This window comes from Mycobacterium sp. EPa45 (assembly GCF_001021385.1).
Taxonomy (GTDB): domain Bacteria; phylum Actinomycetota; class Actinomycetes; order Mycobacteriales; family Mycobacteriaceae; genus Mycobacterium.
The window spans coordinates 4,622,725-4,641,190 of the sequence record NZ_CP011773.1; the positions used below are offsets into that span (position 1 = coordinate 4,622,725).

Annotated in this window: 15 protein-coding genes; 6 read left to right on the top strand and 9 right to left on the bottom strand. The window is 67.5% G+C overall.

Annotated features, from left to right (window positions below):
- Positions 1–10: 10 nt before the first annotated feature.
- Genes AB431_RS22050 through clpS form a run of 4 tightly spaced genes read right to left on the bottom strand, consistent with a single transcriptional unit; the run spans position 11 to position 2,387 of the window.
- Positions 11–424 carry a Mov34/MPN/PAD-1 family protein gene (locus tag AB431_RS22050; RefSeq protein WP_047331729.1) on the bottom strand — a complete coding sequence of 138 codons (414 nt, stop codon included), beginning with the start codon at positions 422–424 and terminating at the stop codon, positions 11–13.
- A gap of 31 nt (positions 425–455) precedes the next feature.
- Entirely contained in the window at positions 456–1,493 is a 1,038-nt protein-coding gene (locus AB431_RS22055) for a P1 family peptidase (RefSeq protein ID WP_047331730.1), read from the bottom strand.
- Positions 1,490–2,077 carry a DUF2017 domain-containing protein gene (locus tag AB431_RS22060; RefSeq protein ID WP_047331731.1) on the bottom strand — a complete coding sequence of 196 codons (588 nt, stop codon included), beginning with the start codon at positions 2,075–2,077 and terminating at the stop codon, positions 1,490–1,492. Before AB431_RS22060 ends, AB431_RS22055 begins: the two co-directional genes overlap by 4 nt.
- A 4-nt stretch (positions 2,078–2,081) precedes the next feature.
- Entirely contained in the window at positions 2,082–2,387 is a 306-nt protein-coding gene (clpS, locus tag AB431_RS22065; protein ID WP_047331732.1) for an ATP-dependent Clp protease adapter ClpS, read from the bottom strand.
- Positions 2,388–2,453: 66 nt separating this feature from the next.
- On the opposite strand from clpS, the gene AB431_RS22070 reads away from it, so the two are divergent.
- From AB431_RS22070 to AB431_RS22080, 3 genes are all read left to right on the top strand, one after another.
- A complete protein-coding gene (locus AB431_RS22070) occupies positions 2,454–3,749 on the top strand; it encodes a nicotinate phosphoribosyltransferase (RefSeq protein ID WP_082135769.1) in 1,296 nt (431 codons plus the stop codon).
- On the top strand, positions 3,746–5,731 hold the full coding sequence (locus tag AB431_RS22075) for an ATP-dependent DNA helicase (RefSeq protein ID WP_047331733.1): 1,986 nt from the start codon (positions 3,746–3,748) through the stop codon (positions 5,729–5,731). Before AB431_RS22070 ends, AB431_RS22075 begins: the two co-directional genes overlap by 4 nt.
- A 74-nt stretch (positions 5,732–5,805) precedes the next feature.
- Positions 5,806–7,248, top strand: a complete 1,443-nt coding sequence (locus tag AB431_RS22080) for a neutral zinc metallopeptidase (RefSeq protein ID WP_047331734.1) — start codon at positions 5,806–5,808, stop codon at positions 7,246–7,248.
- A gap of 27 nt (positions 7,249–7,275) precedes the next feature.
- Here AB431_RS22080 and AB431_RS22085 read toward each other — a convergent pair whose 3' ends face one another.
- Positions 7,276–7,998, bottom strand: a complete 723-nt coding sequence (locus tag AB431_RS22085) for an MspA family porin (RefSeq protein WP_047333690.1) — start codon at positions 7,996–7,998, stop codon at positions 7,276–7,278.
- Between the two features lie 118 nt (positions 7,999–8,116).
- On the bottom strand, positions 8,117–10,699 hold the full coding sequence (locus AB431_RS22090; RefSeq protein ID WP_047331735.1) for a glycosyltransferase family 1 protein: 2,583 nt from the start codon (positions 10,697–10,699) through the stop codon (positions 8,117–8,119).
- Between the two features lie 236 nt (positions 10,700–10,935).
- Here AB431_RS22090 and AB431_RS22095 point away from each other — a divergent pair, with 236 nt between their 5' ends.
- Positions 10,936–13,023: an alpha-1,4-glucan--maltose-1-phosphate maltosyltransferase gene (locus AB431_RS22095; RefSeq protein ID WP_047331736.1), complete on the top strand. Its 2,088-nt coding sequence runs from the start codon at positions 10,936–10,938 to the stop codon at positions 13,021–13,023.
- Between the two features lie 25 nt (positions 13,024–13,048).
- Positions 13,049–15,259 (top strand): 1,4-alpha-glucan branching protein GlgB, encoded by a 2,211-nt coding sequence (gene glgB / locus AB431_RS22100; protein ID WP_047331737.1) that lies wholly within the window; start codon positions 13,049–13,051, stop codon positions 15,257–15,259.
- Here glgB and AB431_RS22105 read toward each other — a convergent pair.
- The 3 genes from AB431_RS22105 to AB431_RS22115 all read right to left on the bottom strand — a co-directional run bounded on the left by AB431_RS22105 (position 15,256) and on the right by AB431_RS22115 (position 17,903).
- Positions 15,256–16,152: a tetratricopeptide repeat protein gene (locus tag AB431_RS22105; RefSeq protein WP_047331738.1), complete on the bottom strand. Its 897-nt coding sequence runs from the start codon at positions 16,150–16,152 to the stop codon at positions 15,256–15,258. The genes glgB and AB431_RS22105 overlap by 4 nt on opposite strands.
- A gap of 13 nt (positions 16,153–16,165) precedes the next feature.
- Positions 16,166–16,540, bottom strand: a complete 375-nt coding sequence (locus AB431_RS22110; protein ID WP_047331739.1) for a DUF3817 domain-containing protein — start codon at positions 16,538–16,540, stop codon at positions 16,166–16,168.
- A gap of 181 nt (positions 16,541–16,721) precedes the next feature.
- Positions 16,722–17,903 carry an acetyl-CoA C-acetyltransferase gene (locus AB431_RS22115; protein WP_047331740.1) on the bottom strand — a complete coding sequence of 394 codons (1,182 nt, stop codon included), beginning with the start codon at positions 17,901–17,903 and terminating at the stop codon, positions 16,722–16,724.
- Between the two features lie 68 nt (positions 17,904–17,971).
- On the opposite strand from AB431_RS22115, the gene mce reads away from it, so the two are divergent.
- A complete protein-coding gene (mce, locus tag AB431_RS22120; RefSeq protein WP_235435731.1) occupies positions 17,972–18,466 on the top strand; it encodes a methylmalonyl-CoA epimerase in 495 nt (164 codons plus the stop codon).

Genomic DNA, 18,466 nt, shown 5'->3' on the forward strand with positions numbered 1-18,466 from the left:
GCTCCTGTCTCTAGTACTGCTCGACGATGGTGACGGGTTCCTCGGTGACCACACCGTCCAGAATCCGGTAGCTGCGCAGCTCGTGCTCGTCGGGATCGCGAGTGGAGACCAAGACGTAGTGCGCGTAGGGTTCCGACGCATACGAGATGTCGGTGCGGCTGGGATAGGCCTCGGTGGCGGTGTGCGAGTGGTAGATGACCACCGGCGCCTCGTCGGCACTGTCCATGGCACGCCACACCTTGAGCTGCTCGCCCGAGTCGAAGCGGTAGAACGTCGGCGACCGCTCGGCGTTGAGCATCGCGATGTGACGCTCTGGGCGGTCGGAGCCCTCGGGCCCGGCGAGGACGCCGCAGGCCTCGTCGGGATGATCAGCCCTGGCGTGCGCGACCATGGCGTCGACGAGGTCGGCACGGATCACCAGCACGGCGGGCCTCTCCTATCTGGTCCGGTCCGGCTCAGCGGGCAGATACACCGAACGCTCCGGGCAACACGTCACGGTAGGTCGGTATTCCGGCGGCCGACTCGGCGGCGAGCACTGCGACCAGCACCGCACGCGCCAAGCAGTCTGCCCCGGCCGCACCCAGCCTCGCGAGCGGCTTGGTCTCCGGCACCATCTGCGCCGGGGTGTCCGCGTCCCGTTCGAGCTCGATGGCCCCGGTGGCCAAGGCGAAGACGGTGTCGCCGTCCAGTGGGGTATGGGCCGGGCGGATGGTGTGCGCCAAGCCGTCCTGGGCGGCGACCGCGAAGCGCCGGCACGCGGCCGGCGACAGGGCGGCATCGGTGGCGACCACCGCGATGGTGGTGTTCAACGGGTTCGACTCGTCGTCCAGTTCGCTCAGCGCGGCGACTTCGTCGGCCGGCGGCGTGAGCAGCCCGAACTCGCTGACGAGGTGGTTCATCCACGGCAGTCCGGTGGCCGGGTCGACGACGTTGCCCGCGCTGTTGACGACGACGATCGCACCGACGGTCACCCCGGACTCGAGCGTCATCGAGGCGGTGCCGACCCCACCCTTGAGCACCGCGGCACGGGCACCGACGCCCGCTCCCACCGTTCCCACCGCTACCTGCGCGCCGGCCGAGCTCGCCGCCGCGTAGCCGAAATCGGCGGTGGGTCTGCACGCCCAGCCGCCGACCGGTAGGTCGAAAATCACGGCGGCTGGAACTATCGGGACGACACCGCCCTCCATCGCCACGCCGCGGCCGCGCTCCTCCAACCAGGTCATCACGCCGTCGGCGGCGGCCAGCCCGTAGGCGCTGCCGCCGGTCAGCACGACCGCGTCGACGTGCCGGACGCTGTTGGCGGGATCGAGCAGGTCGGTCTCTCGGCTGCCGGGTGCACCGCCGCGTACGTCGACGGCCCCGACCGTTCCGGGTGGCGCGACGATCACGGTGGTGCCGCACGCCCAGCCCGAGCCCAGGGTCGCATCGTCGTCGAGACGGTGGTGGTGGCCGACCAGGATGCCGCCGACGTCGGTGATCGACCCGGTGGTCATCGGATGGGCTTGCCCATCAAACCGAGCACCAGATACTCCTGCAGCACCGTCAGCCACTGGTACACGTCGAGGTGACCGGCCAGGGGATGGTCGCTGGGCAGCCGGTCGGGACCTTCCGGGCCGATCTCGAGCATGGCGCCCAGCGCGAGCCGGACGTCGTTGACCGCCGAGATCCACGCGTTGGCGTCGTCCTCGGTGATCTCGAACCTGCCTCCGCCGTCCGGAAGTGTGTCCAAAACTCGTTGCGCTGCAGCCTTTTTGGCGTCGATGATCTCCGGCTCGTGCAGACTTCGCAGCGCCCCATTGAGGCTTTCGGCGGCCGCCGAGCCGGCCGGGTGGTCGCGCTGGGGCTTGAAGAAGTCCGGCAGCAGACGCCGCATCGTCGAATCCTCGGGCGCCTGAGGATTGCCGGCGCGGATTCCGGTGATCTGCTCCAACGGATCCGACGGCGTCGCAGCCTCCCGCTCGTCGAGCATGCCCTGTACCGAGGCGACCATGTTCTTCAGCAGCGCCGCCTCGTGGGGCGCCAGCGCCGAACGGAACCGGGGACCCTCAGCGGTGTCGACCCGCTTCCATTTGCGCACGCCGTCAGCGGTCCTGCTGCATGGTCGCCCACAAACCGGCGGCATGCAGTTTGGACACGTCGACCTCCATGGATTCGCGGCTCCCGGCCGAGACGACCGCTTTGCCTTCGTGATGAACCTGCAGCATGAGCTTGGTGGCGTGCGGTTCGCTATAGCCGAACAGCTTCTGAAAGATGTAGGTCACGTAGTTCATCAGATTGACCGGGTCATCCCAGACGATCGTCACCCAGGGGGTATCGACGGCAGCGACGGATTCAGTGCGTTGCTGTCCGCTGGCGTCCGGTCGGGTCGGAGCTGCTTGCGAACCCATGGGACCAAGGATAGCGAGCCGCCTCCACGGCTATCCAGCCCGGCGGGTGGCCGTTACGGTTGCGCTGTGACCGCCGCCCTGCTGACGGACAAATACGAGCTGACCATGCTCGCCGCCGCGTTGCGTGACGGCTCGGCCGAACGCCGCACCACCTTCGAGGTGTTCGCCCGCCGCCTGCCGGAAGGGCGTCGCTACGGCGTCGTGGCCGGCACCGGCCGATTCTTGGAAGCCTTGGGCCACTTCATCTTCGACGACGACGCGCTGGCACCTCTGCAGTCGTTTCTCGACGACGCGACACTGGACTATCTGCGGAGTTTCCGGTTCACCGGCGACATCGACGGCTACGCCGAAGGTGAGCTGTACTTCCCCGGCTCCCCGATACTCTCGGTCACGGGAACCTTCGCCGAGTGCGTCCTGTTGGAGACACTGGCCCTGTCGATCCTCAACCACGACACCGCGATCGCCTCGGCGGCCGCCCGGATGGTCAGCGCGGCCGCCGGCCGCACCCTGATCGAAATGGGTTCGCGGCGCACCCACGAGCAGGCGGCGGTGGCCGCCGCCCGGGCGGCCTACATCGCCGGCTTCGCCGGGACGTCCAACCTCGAAGCGAACCGCCGCTACGGCATCCCGGCGATGGGAACCAGCGCGCACGCGTTCACCATGCTGCACACAACCGCCGACGGGCCGGACGAGAAAGCCGCGTTTCGCGCGCAGGTCGACGCGCTGGGGGTCGGGACCACACTGCTGGTCGACACCTACGACGTGACGGCCGGGGTGGCCAACGCGGTCGAGGTCGCCGGGACCGGCCTGGGCGCGGTGCGCATCGACTCCGGTGACCTCGGGGTGCTGGCGCGCCGGGTGCGCGCCCAGCTCGATAACCTGGGCGCCACCGGCACCGAGATCGTCGTCTCGGGCGATCTCGACGAATTCTCGATCGCCGCGCTGCGCGCCGACCCGGTCGACACCTACGGCGTGGGCACCTCGGTGGTCACCGGCTCCGGCGCCCCGACCGCCAGCATGGTGTACAAACTGGTCGAGGTCGACGGCCTGCCGGTGCAAAAACGCAGCAGCCGCAAGGAATCTCACGGCGGCCACAAGGCAGCACTGCGACTGTCCCGGCCTACGGGCACGATCACCGAGGAGGTCATCCACCCGGTGGCCGCGCCGCCCGAGGTGGCCGAGCCCGCGCGAGTCTTGACGGTGCCCCTGGCGCGCGGTGGTCAGCCGCTGGCTGCCGCCGACTTGGCCGCGGCCCGCGAGTTGGTGGTGCGCGGCCTGCGGAGCCTGCCGTGGGAGGGCCTCGCACTGTCGCAGGGCGAGCCGGCGATCCCGAGCCGACAGGTCGCGGTGCGGTCACGGTGAGCGCGGACGATGTGCCGCCGGTGACCGAATTGCTGGCGACAGCGGTGGCCGCCCTCGGCGGCGCCGAACGCCCCGGCCAGGTGCAGATGGCCGAAGCGGTGGCACAGGCATTCGCCGACGGTGAGCATCTGGCGGTACAAGCCGGCACCGGAACCGGAAAATCGCTGGCCTACCTCATCCCGGCGATCGCCCGTGCGGTCGAGAAGGAGTCGCCCGTCGTGGTGTCCACCGCGACCATCGCATTGCAACGCCAGCTCGTCGATCGCGATCTGCCCAGGCTGGTCGATGCGCTGGCCGAGTCACTGCCCCGCAGGCCCAAGTTCGCGCTATTGAAGGGTCGGCGAAATTACCTGTGTCTGAACAAGATTCATAACGGAGGCGCCGATGAGGTGCCTGACGCCTCCCAGGAGGAACTGTTCGAACCGGTCGCTTCGAGCGCGCTGGGCCGAGACGTCGCGCGGTTGACGGCGTGGGCGTCGTCCACCGAGACCGGCGACCGCGACGAGCTGACCCCCGGCGTACCCGACCGGTCCTGGTCGCAGGTCAGCGTGTCGGCCCGGGAATGCCTCGGCATGGCGCGCTGCCCATATGGCACCGACTGCTTCTCCGAACGCGCCCGGGGTGAGGCCGGGCGAGCCGAAATCATCGTCACCAACCACGCCCTGCTTGCCATCGACGCCATCGCCGACGCCGCGGTGCTGCCCGAGCACGAATATCTGGTGGTCGACGAGGCCCACGAACTGGTGGACCGGGTGACCTCGGTGGCCACCGGCGAGCTGACACCCGCCCCGCTCGGCGTCGCGACCCGGCGCATCGCCCGACTCGTCAGCCCGGCCCTTGTCCAGCGGATGGAAGCGGCCGTGGCGACGTTCTCCTCGGCAATCCATGACGCGCAGCCGGGCCGCCTCGACTATCTCGACGACGAGCTGGCTACGTATCTGACCGCGCTGCGCGATGCGGCCACCGCCGCCCGCGGCGACATCGATCCGGCACCCAAGGACCCGAAGGCCGCCGCGGCGCGCAACGAGGCCATCGCAGCGCTGACCGAGATCGGCGACACCGCAGGACGGGTGCTGGACTCGTTCGTCCCGGCCATCCCCAACCGCACCGAGGTGGTGTGGCTCGACCACGAGGACAGCCGCGGTAGTGTGCGGCCGGTCCTGCGGGTCGCACCGTTATCGGTGGCCGGATTGTTGCGAACCCGGCTATTCGACAGTGCGACAACGGTATTGACGTCAGCGACCCTGACCGTCGGAGGTTCGTTCGACGCGATGGCAGGCGCGTGGGGTCTCGGCGACGGCCCCAAATGGAAGGGCCTGGACGTCGGTTCCCCGTTCGAGCACGCCAAGTCCGGCATCCTTTACGTCGCCTCCCATCTGCCGCCACCGGGCCGGGACTCCGCCGGTTCCCCCGAACAAGTCGCCGAAATCGCCGGGCTCATCGAGGCAGCCGGCGGGCGCACCCTCGGATTGTTCTCGTCGATGCGCGCCGCCAAGGCCGCGGCGGAGGCACTGCGCGCGCGGGTCGACACCCCGATTCTCTGCCAGGGCGACGACAGCACCGCGGCTCTGGTCGACGCATTCGCCGCCGACCCCGAGACGTCGTTGTTCGGCACCCTGTCTCTGTGGCAGGGCGTCGACGTGCCGGGGCCCTCGCTGTCGCTGGTGCTCATCGATCGCATCCCGTTCCCGCGGCCCGACGATCCCCTGCTCACGGCGCGGCAGCGGGCCGTCGCAGCGCGCGGCGGCAACGGGTTCATGACGGTCGCCGCCGCCCACGCCGCGCTGCTGCTGGCGCAGGGGGCCGGCCGGCTATTGCGTCGCGCGGACGACCGGGGCGTCGTCGCGGTGTTGGACTCGCGGATGGCGACCGCGCGGTACGGCGGCTATCTGCGCGCGTCGCTGCCGCCCTTCTGGCCGACCACCGACCCCGAACGCGTCAAACAAGCACTTCAGCGGCTACGCGACGGAGCGTCGCCGTGATCGATCGCGGTTTCCGTGGAAGGCACGGCACTATGGTGAGAGCAAATTTCGATGCTTCGGAGAGGGTGGCCCGTATGCGCCGACGACACCTCGCACGTCTGCTCGCGATCGCGAGCGTCGCTGCGGTGCTGGCCGGCTGCGGCACAACGATCTCCGGCAAGGCCGTCTCGGTCTTCGACGATCCGTTCAAGGTCGGCGGCTTGCAGGCGGTCGACGGGGCCAGCGGGTTGCGCTCGAATCCCGAAAAGCCCACGCGCAAGGTGTCGCACAGCGACGGCGGCAAGGACGACGAGATCGGTGCCCAGTCGATCAGCGATCTCGAGGAGTTCTGGAAGGACAACTATTCCGGGACATTCGACGGGGAGTTCCGGCCCGTGAAGGACGTCATCTCGTGGGACTCCAACGGCTACGACGGCGAATTCTGCGGCGAGTCGGCCTCGGGCCTGATCAACGCCGGCTTCTGCGAGGACGACAACACCATCGGCTGGGACCGCGGCGTGCTGCTGCCGGCATTGCGAGAGGCCAACGGCGACATGGCCATCACGATGGTGCTGGCCCATGAATACGGGCACGCCATTCAGCGGATGGCCAAGCTCAACAAGAAGGGCACCCCGACGCTGGTCGCCGAGCAGCAGGCCGACTGCTTGGCCGGCGTCTACCTGCGGTGGGTGGCCGAAGGCAACTCGAAGCGGTTCACGCTGAGCACCGGTGACGGTCTGAATAACCTTCTCGCCGCGATGATTTCATTCCGCGACCCGTTGCTGAGCCAGGACGACTACACCGACAGCGGCGACGAGCACGGGTCAGCGTTCGAACGCATTTCAGCCTTTCAGTTCGGATTCACCGACGGCCCGTCGTCGTGCGCTGCCATCGACGCCCAGGAGATCGGCCAGCGTCGCGGTGACCTGCCGATCGAACTGCAGAGCGACCAGACCGGTGAGTGGCCGGTGACCGAGGAGTCGATCCGCTCGATCATCGAAGCGATGAACATCCTGTTCGCACCGAAGAACCCGCCGCAGCTCAGCTTCGATGCCGCTTCGGCGTCGAAGTGTCCCGACGCCCGGCCCAGCGTCCCGGTGTCCTACTGCCCGGCCACCAACACCGTCGCCGTCGACCTGCCGGGTTTGGAGAAGATGGGCGCCTCGAATGAAGGTCAGGACAACGTCCTGGTGACCGGCGACAACACCGCATATTCGGTGCTGGTGTCGCGCTACATGCTCGCGCTGCAACACGAACGCGGCGGCCTGGTTCTGGACAACGCCGAGGCCGGCTTACGCACCGCATGCCTCACCGGGGTGGCCACCACGAAGCTGTCCAAAGAAGTCACCACACCCGATGGCAACACCGTGGCACTGACCGCAGGCGACATCGACGAGGCGGTATCCGGTCTGCTGACCAACGGCCTGGTCGCCAGCGACGTCAACGGTGAGTCGGTGCCTGCCGGGTTCAACCGCATCGATGCGTTCCGCATCGGCGTGCTCGGCGATCAGGACCGCTGCATCAAGCGTTTCCCGTGACGTACTCGTTGAGCCTCACTCAACGCGTCAGATCTTTTTGGTCACCCCGTACCAGGAGATGATCGCGTCACCTTCGTCGGTGGACTTGCTCAGCGTCGCATACGAGCGGATGAACGACTCCCCCACGCAGCCATCGATTTTCACGTGGAAGTTACTGATCGACACCCACGGCCGGCCACCTTTGTACTGCTTCTTGGTCACCGGAACGATGTTGATGATGCCGGGCTTGAGACCGACGGTGATCGCGCCGCCGATGCTGCCGCCGACACCGGGCAGCAACCCCTCGGCCGCGTTGTTGGGAAAGTCCAGCCCGATGATGCCGAGCGACGTGTTGGCCCCGATGGTGCCGCCCAGGGCGACGCCGTTGGAAGTGCTCATGTCGATGCCGCAGCCGATCTGGTACCCCACCTCGAACACCCCCCTCGGGTTGTCGCCGGGTCCGTCGAGCGCGCCGTTGAAGACACCGCTGACGGAGTACTCCCGTGAGGAGATGGCGGTGGTCAGCGGCGCGATCGGCATCTGCACCTCGTCTTTCGCCGAGATCGTCAGCGTCCATCCGTCGGGGGATTTCGTGCTGGCAGGCGGTGTCGAGGCCACCTTTCCGTCATCGACCGCCGGGGCAGCAGGGTCGACGACGGCGACGGGCTGACTCAGGTCGGGGCCGCCGGGATCCGGATCGGCCAAGGCCGGTACCGGCGCGGCCAACAAGGTGCCCACCAGCGCCATCAGCGCTGCGCGACGAACAAACACTGCCCCGAACACCTTCCCGGAGGCCGACGGTCCGCCCCGATGGGGATCCTTCGACGTTCCTGTTGGGAACCTACAGGTGGCTCCCATGCCCTGCTAACCGGTTCCGGAACTCCCGGTGTTACGCCAGCGTGACGAGACCGAGTTCGTTGTCACCGGCCAGCAGCGGATGATGCGGCAACACCCGCACCGTGTAACCCACCGAGCCGGCCACCGGCAGCGGCGTCGTCGTCGAGAAGATGTCGGCTCCGCCGTCGCTGGAACCCGAGTGCACCATGTCCACGGTGATGGGGTCATGCAGGGCATCGGCGGCGTCGACCCGGCCCAGCACCGCCTGCACGTGCACCTCGTCCGGCTGCAGCCCGGCCAGCGCGACGGTTGCCGTCAGCGTCAGCTCCGATCCCAACAGTGGGGTGTCCGGCAGGCCGGTGCTGTCCACGTCGGTGATCTGAACCTTCGGCCACGCTTCGCGAACGCGCTGCCGGTAGGCCGACAGGTCGCGGGCCGCGCCGAACGGCAAACCGTCGATCGGCGCGCTGGTGCGGCGGAAGGACTGCGCGGCGGGCGCGTAGTACTTCTCGGTGTAGTCGCGCACCATCCGCGATGCCAGCACCTTGGGCCCGAGCGCCTGCAAGGTGTGCCGGACCATCTCCACCCAGCGAGTCGGCACGCCCTTCTCGTCCCGATCGTAGAAGGTCGGGGTGACGGAGTGCTCGAGCAGGTTGTACAGCGCCGCGGATTCGATGTCGTCGCGACGGTTCTCATCGGCCAGACCGTCGGCTGTCGGTATCTCCCAACCGTTTTCGCCGTCGTACCACTCGTCCCACCAACCGTCGCGGATGGACAGGTTGAGTCCGCCGTTGAGTGCGCTCTTCATGCCCGACGTACCGCAGGCCTCCAGCGGTCGCAGCGGATTGTTCAGCCACACATCGCAACCCCAGTACAGCTGGCGCGCCATGGACATGTCGTAGTCGGGCAGGAAGGCGATGCGGTGACGCACTTCCGGCCGGTCGGCGAACTTGACGATCTGCTGGATCAGCGCCTTGCCTGCGTCGTCGGCGGGGTGCGACTTGCCGGCCACGATCAGCTGTAGCGGCTTGTCCTTGTCGAGCAAGAGCGCCTCGAGGCGCTGCGGGTCACGCAGCATCAGCGTCAGACGCTTATAGGTGGGAACGCGCCGGGCGAACCCGATGGTCAGCACGTCCGGATCGAAAGCCGTTGCGATCCAGCCGAGTTCGGCCTCGGATGCGCCGCGCTCCAGCCACGAACGCCGCAGCCGCAGCCGGACGTCCTCGACGAGCAGCGCGCGCAGCTGAGAGCGGATCCACCAGATGTGACCGGTGTCGACCTGTTGCAGCCGCGCCCAGACGTTGGGTTCGCGCAGCGCCTCGGTGGAACCGGCCAACTCGCGGCCGAGCTCCAGCCATTGCGGAGCCGCCCAGGTCGGCCCGTGCACGCCGTTGGTGATCGAGCCGATCGGCACCTCAGCGGGATCGAAGCCGGGCCACAACTCGTCGAACATCGCGCGGCTGACCCGCCCGTGCAGCAGGGAGACCCCGTTGGCGCGCTGCGCCAACCGCAGACCCATGTGCGCCATGTTGAACTTCGACGGATCGTCCTCGGCGCCGAACGCCAGCACCCGTCCGATCGGAACCTCCGGCAGCAGACCGTTTTTCCCGTCGTCGCCGAAGTAGGTCTGCACCATTTCCACCGGGAACCTGTCGATGCCGGCCGGCACCGGCGTATGGGTGGTGAACACCGTGCTGGCCCGCACGAGGGTCAGGGCGGTGTCGAAATCCAGCTTCTGCTCGGAGATGTATTCGCGGATCCGCTCGACGCCGAGGAAGCCGGCGTGGCCCTCGTTCATGTGGAACACGTCCGGGGCGGGCAGACCCTCGATGGCGGTGAACGCACGAATGGCCCGCACGCCGCCGATACCGGCCAGCAGTTCCTGTGTGATGCGGTGATCCTGGTCGCCGCCGTAGAGCCGATCGGTGACGTTGCGCAGATCGTGCTCGTTTTCGGGGATGTCAGAATCCAAGAGCAGCAGCGGGATCCGGCCGACCTGTGCCACCCACACCCTGGCCCGCAGCGCCTTGTCATCGGGCATGGCCAGCTCGACAAGCACCGGAGCGCCGGTGGCGTCGGTCAGCAGCCGAAGCGGCAGCCCCTGCGGGTCCAGCGACGGATAGTTCTCGTGCTGCCATCCGTCTGCGGTCAGCGACTGACGAAAGTACCCCGATCGGTAGTACAGGCCGACGGCGATCAGCGGTAGGCCCAGATCCGATGCCGACTTCAGGTGATCGCCGGCCAGGATGCCCAAACCACCCGAATAGTTGGGCAGCACTTCCGCGACGCCGAACTCCATCGAGAAGTAGGCGATACCTGACGGCATCGACTTGGGGTCCTGCTCCTGGTACCACATCGGCCGGCTCAGATAGTCGTCCAGATCCGCCGCGAGCTGGTCGAGCATGTTGAGGAACGGCTCGTCCTCGGCCAGTTCGTCCAGCCGCGCCGGGGCCACCGCACCGAGCAGCGCCACCGGATCCTGACCGGTCTGCAGCCACAGCCGCGGATCGATCGAGGCGAACAGGTCTTGGGTCGGCTTGTCCCACGACCATCGGAGGTTGGTGGACAACTGGCCGAGGGCCGACAGCCGCTCGGGCAAATGGGCACGGACCGTGAATCTGCGGAGGGCCTTCACGCGTCCTTACCTTACTGAGATCTCCGGCACGGCCGCAGCGACCATCGGCTTCTTCTCCCCACATTCATTCCGCGCACTACGGTGTGAAGAGAGCGCGATGCGGTTACCCCGAGGGTCAAGGACTCTCACGACCGGTGCGGCGACAACGATTGTCACCGTGCCACGACAACGAGAAAACCGACTCAAGCCGGCGCGGGGCAGACCACGCCGCACAAGTCAGGAAATGGAGTGGTTGGGTGCCCGGTCGTATCGAGATCGATGACGTCGCGCCCGTTGTGTCCTGCGGTACCTATCCGGCCAAGGCGGTCGTCGGCGAAGTCGTGCCGGTGGCCGCGACGGTGTGGCGCGAGGGTCATGACGCGGTCGCGGCGACGTTGGTAGTGCGTTACCTCGGAACGGCCCACCCCCAGCTCGGGCAGAACCCGGCCCGGCGCGTCAAGGCGCTCGAGGGGGCCGAATTGACCGAGGCGTCCCCGGCCGTCAGCCGCGTGAAGCCTCAGCTGTTCCCGATGGAGTTGGGCCGCACGCCCGATGTTTTCCACGGCCAGTTCGTGCCCGACCGGGTGGGACTATGGACGTTCCGGATCGACGGGTGGGGCGACCCGCTCACCACCTGGCGCCACAACGTCACCGTGAAACTCAACGCCGGGCAGGGCGAGTCGGAACTGAACAACGACCTGATCGTCGGCGGTAACCTGCTGGCCCGCGCGGCCACCGGTGTCCCGCGCGATCGCCGGGCGCCGCTGCTGCAGGCCGCAGCCGCGCTGCGTGAAGCCGGGGATCCGCTGACCCGCGCGGCACTGGCGTTATCCCAGGAGGTCACCGATCTGCTCGCCCAGTATCCGCTGCGCGAGCTGGTGACTCGGGGCACCACCTATGGGATCTGGGTGGACCGGCCGCTGGCGCGTTGCAGTGCCTGGTATGAGCTGTTCCCGCGCTCCACCGGCGGCCGCGACGACGAGGGCCGGCCCGTGCACGGCACCTTCGAGACGGCGGCTGCCGCGCTACCGCGCGTTGCGTCCATGGGCTTCAACGTCGTCTACCTGCCGCCCATCCACCCGATCGGCAAGGTGCACCGCAAGGGCCGCAACAACACCGTCACGGCCGAACCCGGGGACGTGGGGTCGCCCTGGGCCATCGGCAGTGACGAGGGCGGCCACGACGCCATTCACCCCGATCTGGGCACGATCGACGACTTCGACCGATTCGTCGCCGCAGCGCGGGACAACGGGTTGGAAGTGGCGCTGGACCTGGCGTTGCAGTGCGCCCCGGATCACCCGTGGGCCAAGCAGCACCGGGAGTGGTTCACCGAACTGCCCGACGGCACGATCGCCTACGCGGAGAATCCGCCGAAGAAGTACCAGGACATCTATCCGCTGAACTTCGACAACGATCCCGGTGGCCTCTACGACGAGGTGCTGCGCGTCGTGCGGCACTGGATGGACCACGGCATCAAGATCTTTCGGGTCGACAACCCGCACACCAAGCCACCGAACTTCTGGGCGTGGCTGATCAGCCAGGTCAAGGCCATCGATCCCGACGTGCTGTTCCTCGCCGAGGCCTTCACCCGACCGGCGCGGCTGAATGGACTCGCGAAACTTGGCTTCACGCAGTCATATTCGTACTTCACCTGGCGCACCGCCAAATGGGAGATCGAAGAGTTCGGCCGCCAGATCGCCGAGCATGCCGACTACACGCGACCGAACCTGTTCGTCAACACCCCGGACATCCTGCACGAGAGTCTGCAGCACGGCGGCCCCGGCATGTTCGCGATCCGGGCGGTACTGGCTTCGACGATGGGCAGCTCGTGGGGGGTGTACTCCGGCTTCGAACTCTTCGAGCACGTGCCGGTGCGCGAGGGCAGCGAGGAGTACCTGGACTCCGAGAAGTACGAGTTGCGCCCGCGCGACTTCGAGGGCGCGCTCGCCCAGGGGCAGTCCCTGGAGCCATTCCTGCGGCGGCTCAACGAGATCCGTCATCTCCATCCCGCCCTGTGCCAGATGCGCACGATCACGTTCCACCACATCGACAACGACGCACTACTGGCCTACAGCAAGTTCGACCCGGTGTCCGGCGACACCGTGCTCGTGGTGGTGACGCTGAACCCCTTCGGTCCCGAGGAGGGCACCCTGTGGCTAGATATGGCCGCATTGGGTATGCAGCCCTATGACCGATTCTGGGTGCGCGACGAGATCACCGGGGAGGAATACCAGTGGGGGCAGTCGAACTATGTACGCCTGGAGCCGGCCCGGGCCGTCGCGCACATCCTGAACATGCCGTTGATCCCGCAGGAGCACAGAGCAAGTCTGTTGCGCCGGGAGTGACGGGAACGACGAAGGAGCCTTGGCAATGACGAGAACGAAGAAACTCGCCAGCCCGAACCTGGCGCCCGACCCCGGCGAACTGGCCCGGTTGGTTGCGGGTGCTTACCACAGCCCGCACAGCATCCTGGGCGCCCACGAATACGGCGACCACACCGTGATCCGCGCGCTCAAACCGCATGCCGAGGAAGTTGTGGCGCTCGTCGGCGGCGAGCGCCATCCCATGACGCATATCGACTCCGGCGTGTTCGCGGTGGCGTTGCCGTTCACCAACCTGGTCGACTACCGGCTCGAGATCACCTATTCGGGCGGGCACACCATCACCGTCGCCGACGGTTACCGCTTCCTGCCCACACTGGGCGAGATGGACCTCTACCTGTTCGGTGAGGGACGCCACGAGCAGCTGTGGGAGATCCTCGGCGCCCATCCGCGGTCGTTCAAGACCGCCGACGGTGTGGTGGAGGGCGTGTCGTTCGCGGTCTGGGCGCCGAATGCGAAGGGCATCAACCTGATCGGCGAGTTCAACCACTGGGACGGCAACGACGCTCCGATGCGGGTGCTGGGCTCCTCCGGGGTGTGGGAGCTGTTCTGGCCGGGCTTCCCCACCGACGGGCTCTACAAGTTCCGCGTCCACGGGGTCGACGGGTCGGTCACCGACCGGGCCGACCCGTTCGCGTTCGCGACGGAGGTCCCGCCGCACACCGCGTCCCGAGTTTTCGCCTCGGACTACACCTGGGACGACGCCGACTGGCTGGCCCAGCGGGCCGCACAGAACCCCGTGTTCGAGCCGATGAGCACGCTGGAGGTGCACCTCGGTTCCTGGCGGCCCGGGCTGAGCTATCGCGATCTCGCCGAGCAGCTCACCGAATACATTCTGGCGCAAGGCTTCACCCACGTCGAGTTCCTGCCGGTGGCAGAGCATCCCTTCGGCGGCTCGTGGGGTTATCAGGTGACGTCGTACTACGCACCGACGTCGCGGTTCGGCACCCCCGACGAATTCCGGCACCTGGTGGACACCCTGCACAAGGCCGGCATCGGCGTGCTCGTCGACTGGGTGCCCGCGCACTTCCCCAAGGACGCCTGGGCGCTGGGCCGTTTCGACGGGACGCCGCTTTATGAGCACTCCGACCCGCGCCGCGGTGAGCAACTCGACTGGGGCACTTACGTCTTCGACTTCGGGCGGGCCGAGGTGCGCAACTTCCTGGTGGCCAACGCGCTCTACTGGTTGCAAGAGTTCCACATCGACGGGCTGCGGGTGGATGCCGTGGCTTCCATGCTCTACCTGGACTACTCGCGACCGGAAGGCGGCTGGACGCCCAATATCTACGGCGGCCGGGAGAACCTGGAGGCGGTGCAGTTCCTGCAGGAGATGAACGCCACCGTCCACAAGAGCCACCCGGGCATCGTCACGATCGCCGAGGAATCCACCTCGTGGCCCGGCGTGACACGGGCGACCAACCTTGGCGGGCTTGGCTTCTCGATGAAATGGAATATGGGGTGGATGCACGACACCCTGGACTACATCAGCCGCGACCCGATCTATCGCACCTACCATCATGGCGAGCTGACGTTCTCGTTGCTGTACGCGTTCAGCGAGAACTTCGTCCTGCCGATCAGCCACGACGAGGTGGTGCACGGCAAGGGAACGCTGTGGGGCCGGATGCCGGGTAACGACCACGTGAAGGCCGCCGGGCTGCGCAGTCTGCTGGCCTACCAGTGGGCCCACCCCGGTAAGCAGCTGCTGTTCATGGGCCAGGAGTTCGGCCAGCGGGCGGAATGGTCGGAGGAACGCGGGGTCGACTGGTACCAGCTCGACGAGAACAGCTATTCCACCGGCATTCAGCGTTTCGTCGCCGACCTCAACGAGCTCTATCGCAGCCGTCCATCGCTGTGGAGCCAGGACACCAAGCCCGAAGGCTACTCCTGGATCGACGCCAACGACTCGGCGAACAATGTCCTGAGCTTCCTGCGATACGGCAGCGACGGTTCGGTGCTGGCGTGCGTGTTCAACTTCTCCGGGGCCGAGCATGGCCGCTACCGGCTGGGCCTGCCGCACACCGGAACCTGGCGCGAAGTCCTCAACAGTGACGCCACCGTCTACAACGGCGCCGGGGCGGGCAACTTCGGAGCCGTCGAGGCCACCGACGAGCCCTGGCACGGCCGGCCGGCGTCGGCAACGCTCGTCCTGCCGCCCAACTCGGCGATCTGGCTGGAGCCTGCGCCGGCCGAGCAGGCCTAGTACAGCGCGTTGGCCAGGTTGCGCCGACCGGTGATCACGTCCGGGTCGGCGGGGTCGAACAGATCGAACAGCTCGATCAGCCGGGTGCGCACTTTGGTGCGATCGTCATCGGATGTCTTGCGCACCAACGTGATCAACCGGTCGAAGGCCGGGACGACGTCCTGATTGAGAATCTGGACGTCGGCGGCGGCGAAGGCCGCCTCGATGTCATCGGGAGCCGCATCGGCGAGCGCCACAGCGTCCGGCCGGTGCGCGGTCGCGCGCTGCAGGAACGTCATCTGGCGCAGGGCACCCTTGGCTTCGGCGTGCTGCGGATCGGCATCGAGGATGGCCTGATACGCGGTGGCCGCGGCCGCGAAGTCGCCGGCCTCGAGCAATTCACGCGCCTGGGCCAGTGCCGGGTCGACGGCAGCCTCCTCCTCGGAATCAGCTGAGCCCGCGAGCTTTCCGGCCGTCGCCTGCAGCAGCGAGTCGACCCAGCGACGCAACTGCTCGGGCGGCTGCGGGCCCTGAAAGCTGGCCAGTGGCTGGCCGCCGGCCAACGCCACCACCGTGGGCACCGCTTCGATGCCGAACATCTGCGCCACCCGGGGCACCACGTCGACATTCACCGTCGCAAGCGACCATTTTCCGTTGTCGTCGGCAACCAGCGCGCCCAGTACGTCGCCGAGTTGCACCGAGGAGTCGCTGCGCGGCGACCAGAGCAGAACGACGACCGGCACCTGGCCGGACCGAACCAGCACCTCGGCTTCGAAATTCGCCTCGGTGACCTCGACCCCGCCGCTGGGCGCGGTCGCACCGCCGGCGGGCTGCTGGGAACGTTGCTTGAGGCCGGACAGGTCGACGGCACCGGCGGCCAGGGCCGGGCCGATCTGGGGGCGTGGACGCGTCACGGTCCCAAGTCTGTCACGTCGCCGACGACGCCGAATCGAGTGGCTGACCCGAAGCCGCAGGAGCCACTGCAGCGTTCAATTTGGCGGTGCGATCAGCCCATATGAGGAAAATCACACTCCCGAGCGGCACGATGCTTCCCAGCAACGCCAGCAACCACGTGAACGCGCCCCACTTGTAGGCGATCCCGGCCAAGAGAGCAGTGATCACAAACGCGATGAACACCAACCCGTGGGCCATCCCGAAGACCTTGACCCCGATCTCGGTGCGCGGGCTGCCCAGGTACTTGAAGTACATCCCCACCAGCAGGCCAACCCAGGTCACCGCTTCGGTCAGCGCCACCAGCCGGAACCGTCCGGCCGTACTGCGGATGTCGAAAGTGCTCGTCATGCCGCCATTGTGCCGCAGCGCGACGCCAGCTACTACGCCGCGTCGTTGATCCCGCCAGTGGCTACGTCTAACCGCCTCGCTCCTCCTCCGCCTCGTCCCTCGGCGGCATCGGTCGACTCGGCTACGCCTAACCGCCTCGCTCCTCCTCCGCCTCGTCCCTCGGCGGCATCGGTCGACTCGGCTAGCCGGCGCGCAGGATCAGCGCGTCGCCCTGGCCGCCCGCACCGCACAAGGCGGCCACGGCGTAGCCCGAGCCGCGCCGGGAGAGCTCCAGCGCCGCGTGCAGCGTGATGCGCGCGCCCGACATACCGATCGGATGGCCGACGGCGATGGCACCACCGTTGCGGTTGACCCGGTCGGCGTCCACGCCGAGCTCGCGGGTCGAGGCCAGCGCGACCGCGGAGAACGCCTCGTTGATCTCAATAACATCGAGGTCGTCGAGCCCAATGCCCTCCCGGGCGACGGCCTTCTTGATCGCGTTGGCGGGCTGGGACTGCAGCGTCGAATCCGGGCCCGCGACGACACCATGGGCGCCGATCTCGCACAGCCACGTCAGCCCGAGCTCCTGCGCCTTGGCCTTGTTCATCACCACGACGGCGCAACCGCCGTCAGAGATCTGGGACGCCGAGCCGGCCGTGATGGTTCCGTCCTTGCGGAACGCGGGCTTGAGTCCCCCCAGCGACTCGGCCGTGGTGTTGGCCCGGATGCCCTCGTCCTCGGTGAACTCGATCGGGTCGCCCTTGCGCTGCGGAATCTTGACCGGCACGACCTCGTCGGCGAATACCCCGTCCTTCCAGGCCGCGGCGGCCTTCTGGTGCGAGGTGGCAGCGAATTCGTCCTGCTCGGCGCGGGTGAACTTGTCGGTGTCGTTGCGCTGCTCGGTCAGCGCGCCCATCGGTTGGTCGGTGAAGACGTCATGCAAGCCGTCGTAGGCCATGTGGTCGAGCACGGTGACGTCGCCGTACTTGTAGCCCTCACGGCTGTTGACCAGCAGGTGCGGGGCCTTGGTCATCGATTCCTGGCCGCCCGCGACGACGACGTCGAACTCACCGGCCCGGATCAGCTGATCGGCCAGGGCGATCGAATCGATGCCCGACAGGCACATCTTGTTGATGCTCAGGGCGGGCACATCCCAGCCGATACCGGCGGCCACAGCGGCCTGTCGGGCCGGCATCTGGCCGGCACCGGCGGTCAGGACCTGGCCCATGATCACGTACTCGACCAGCGACGCCGGCACTCCCGCCTTCTCCAGGGCGCCCCGGATCGCGATTGCGCCCAGGTCACTCCCGGAGAAATCCTTCAGCGAACCCATCAGCTTTCCGATGGGGGTGCGTGCTCCAGCAACGATCACCGACGTCGTCATACTTACCTCCAAGAGCGTTTCGAGCCGCCCCGATGCGGCTATCCACGGATCCCCCAGTGTTGAATCCGATGTGGTTAGGTTACCTTTGCGTTATGACCGCTGAGCAAGTTGACGCCCGTCCAGTCCTGGCCAGTGCGCTCGTCACCGCCGTCGACCATGTCGGCATCGCGGTGCCGGATCTCGATGCGGCCATCCAGTGGTACCACGAGCACCTCGGCATGATCTTGGTGCACGAGGAGATCAACACCGATCAGGGCATTCGCGAGGCCATGCTGTCGCTGAAGAACGCCGCCCCCGACTGCGCCCAGATCCAGCTGATGGCACCGCTCGACGAGACCTCGACGATCGCCAAGTTCATCGACAAGCGCGGCCCCGGGATCCAGCAGATGGCCTATCGGGTCAGCGATCTGGATGCCATCTCCGAGCAGCTGCGCGGGCAGGGCGTCCGGTTGATCTATGACGCGCCGCGGCGCGGAACCGCGAACTCGCGAATCAACTTCATCCACCCGAAGGATGCCGGCGGCGTCCTGGTGGAACTCGTCGAGCCGGCCTCGTCGCACTAG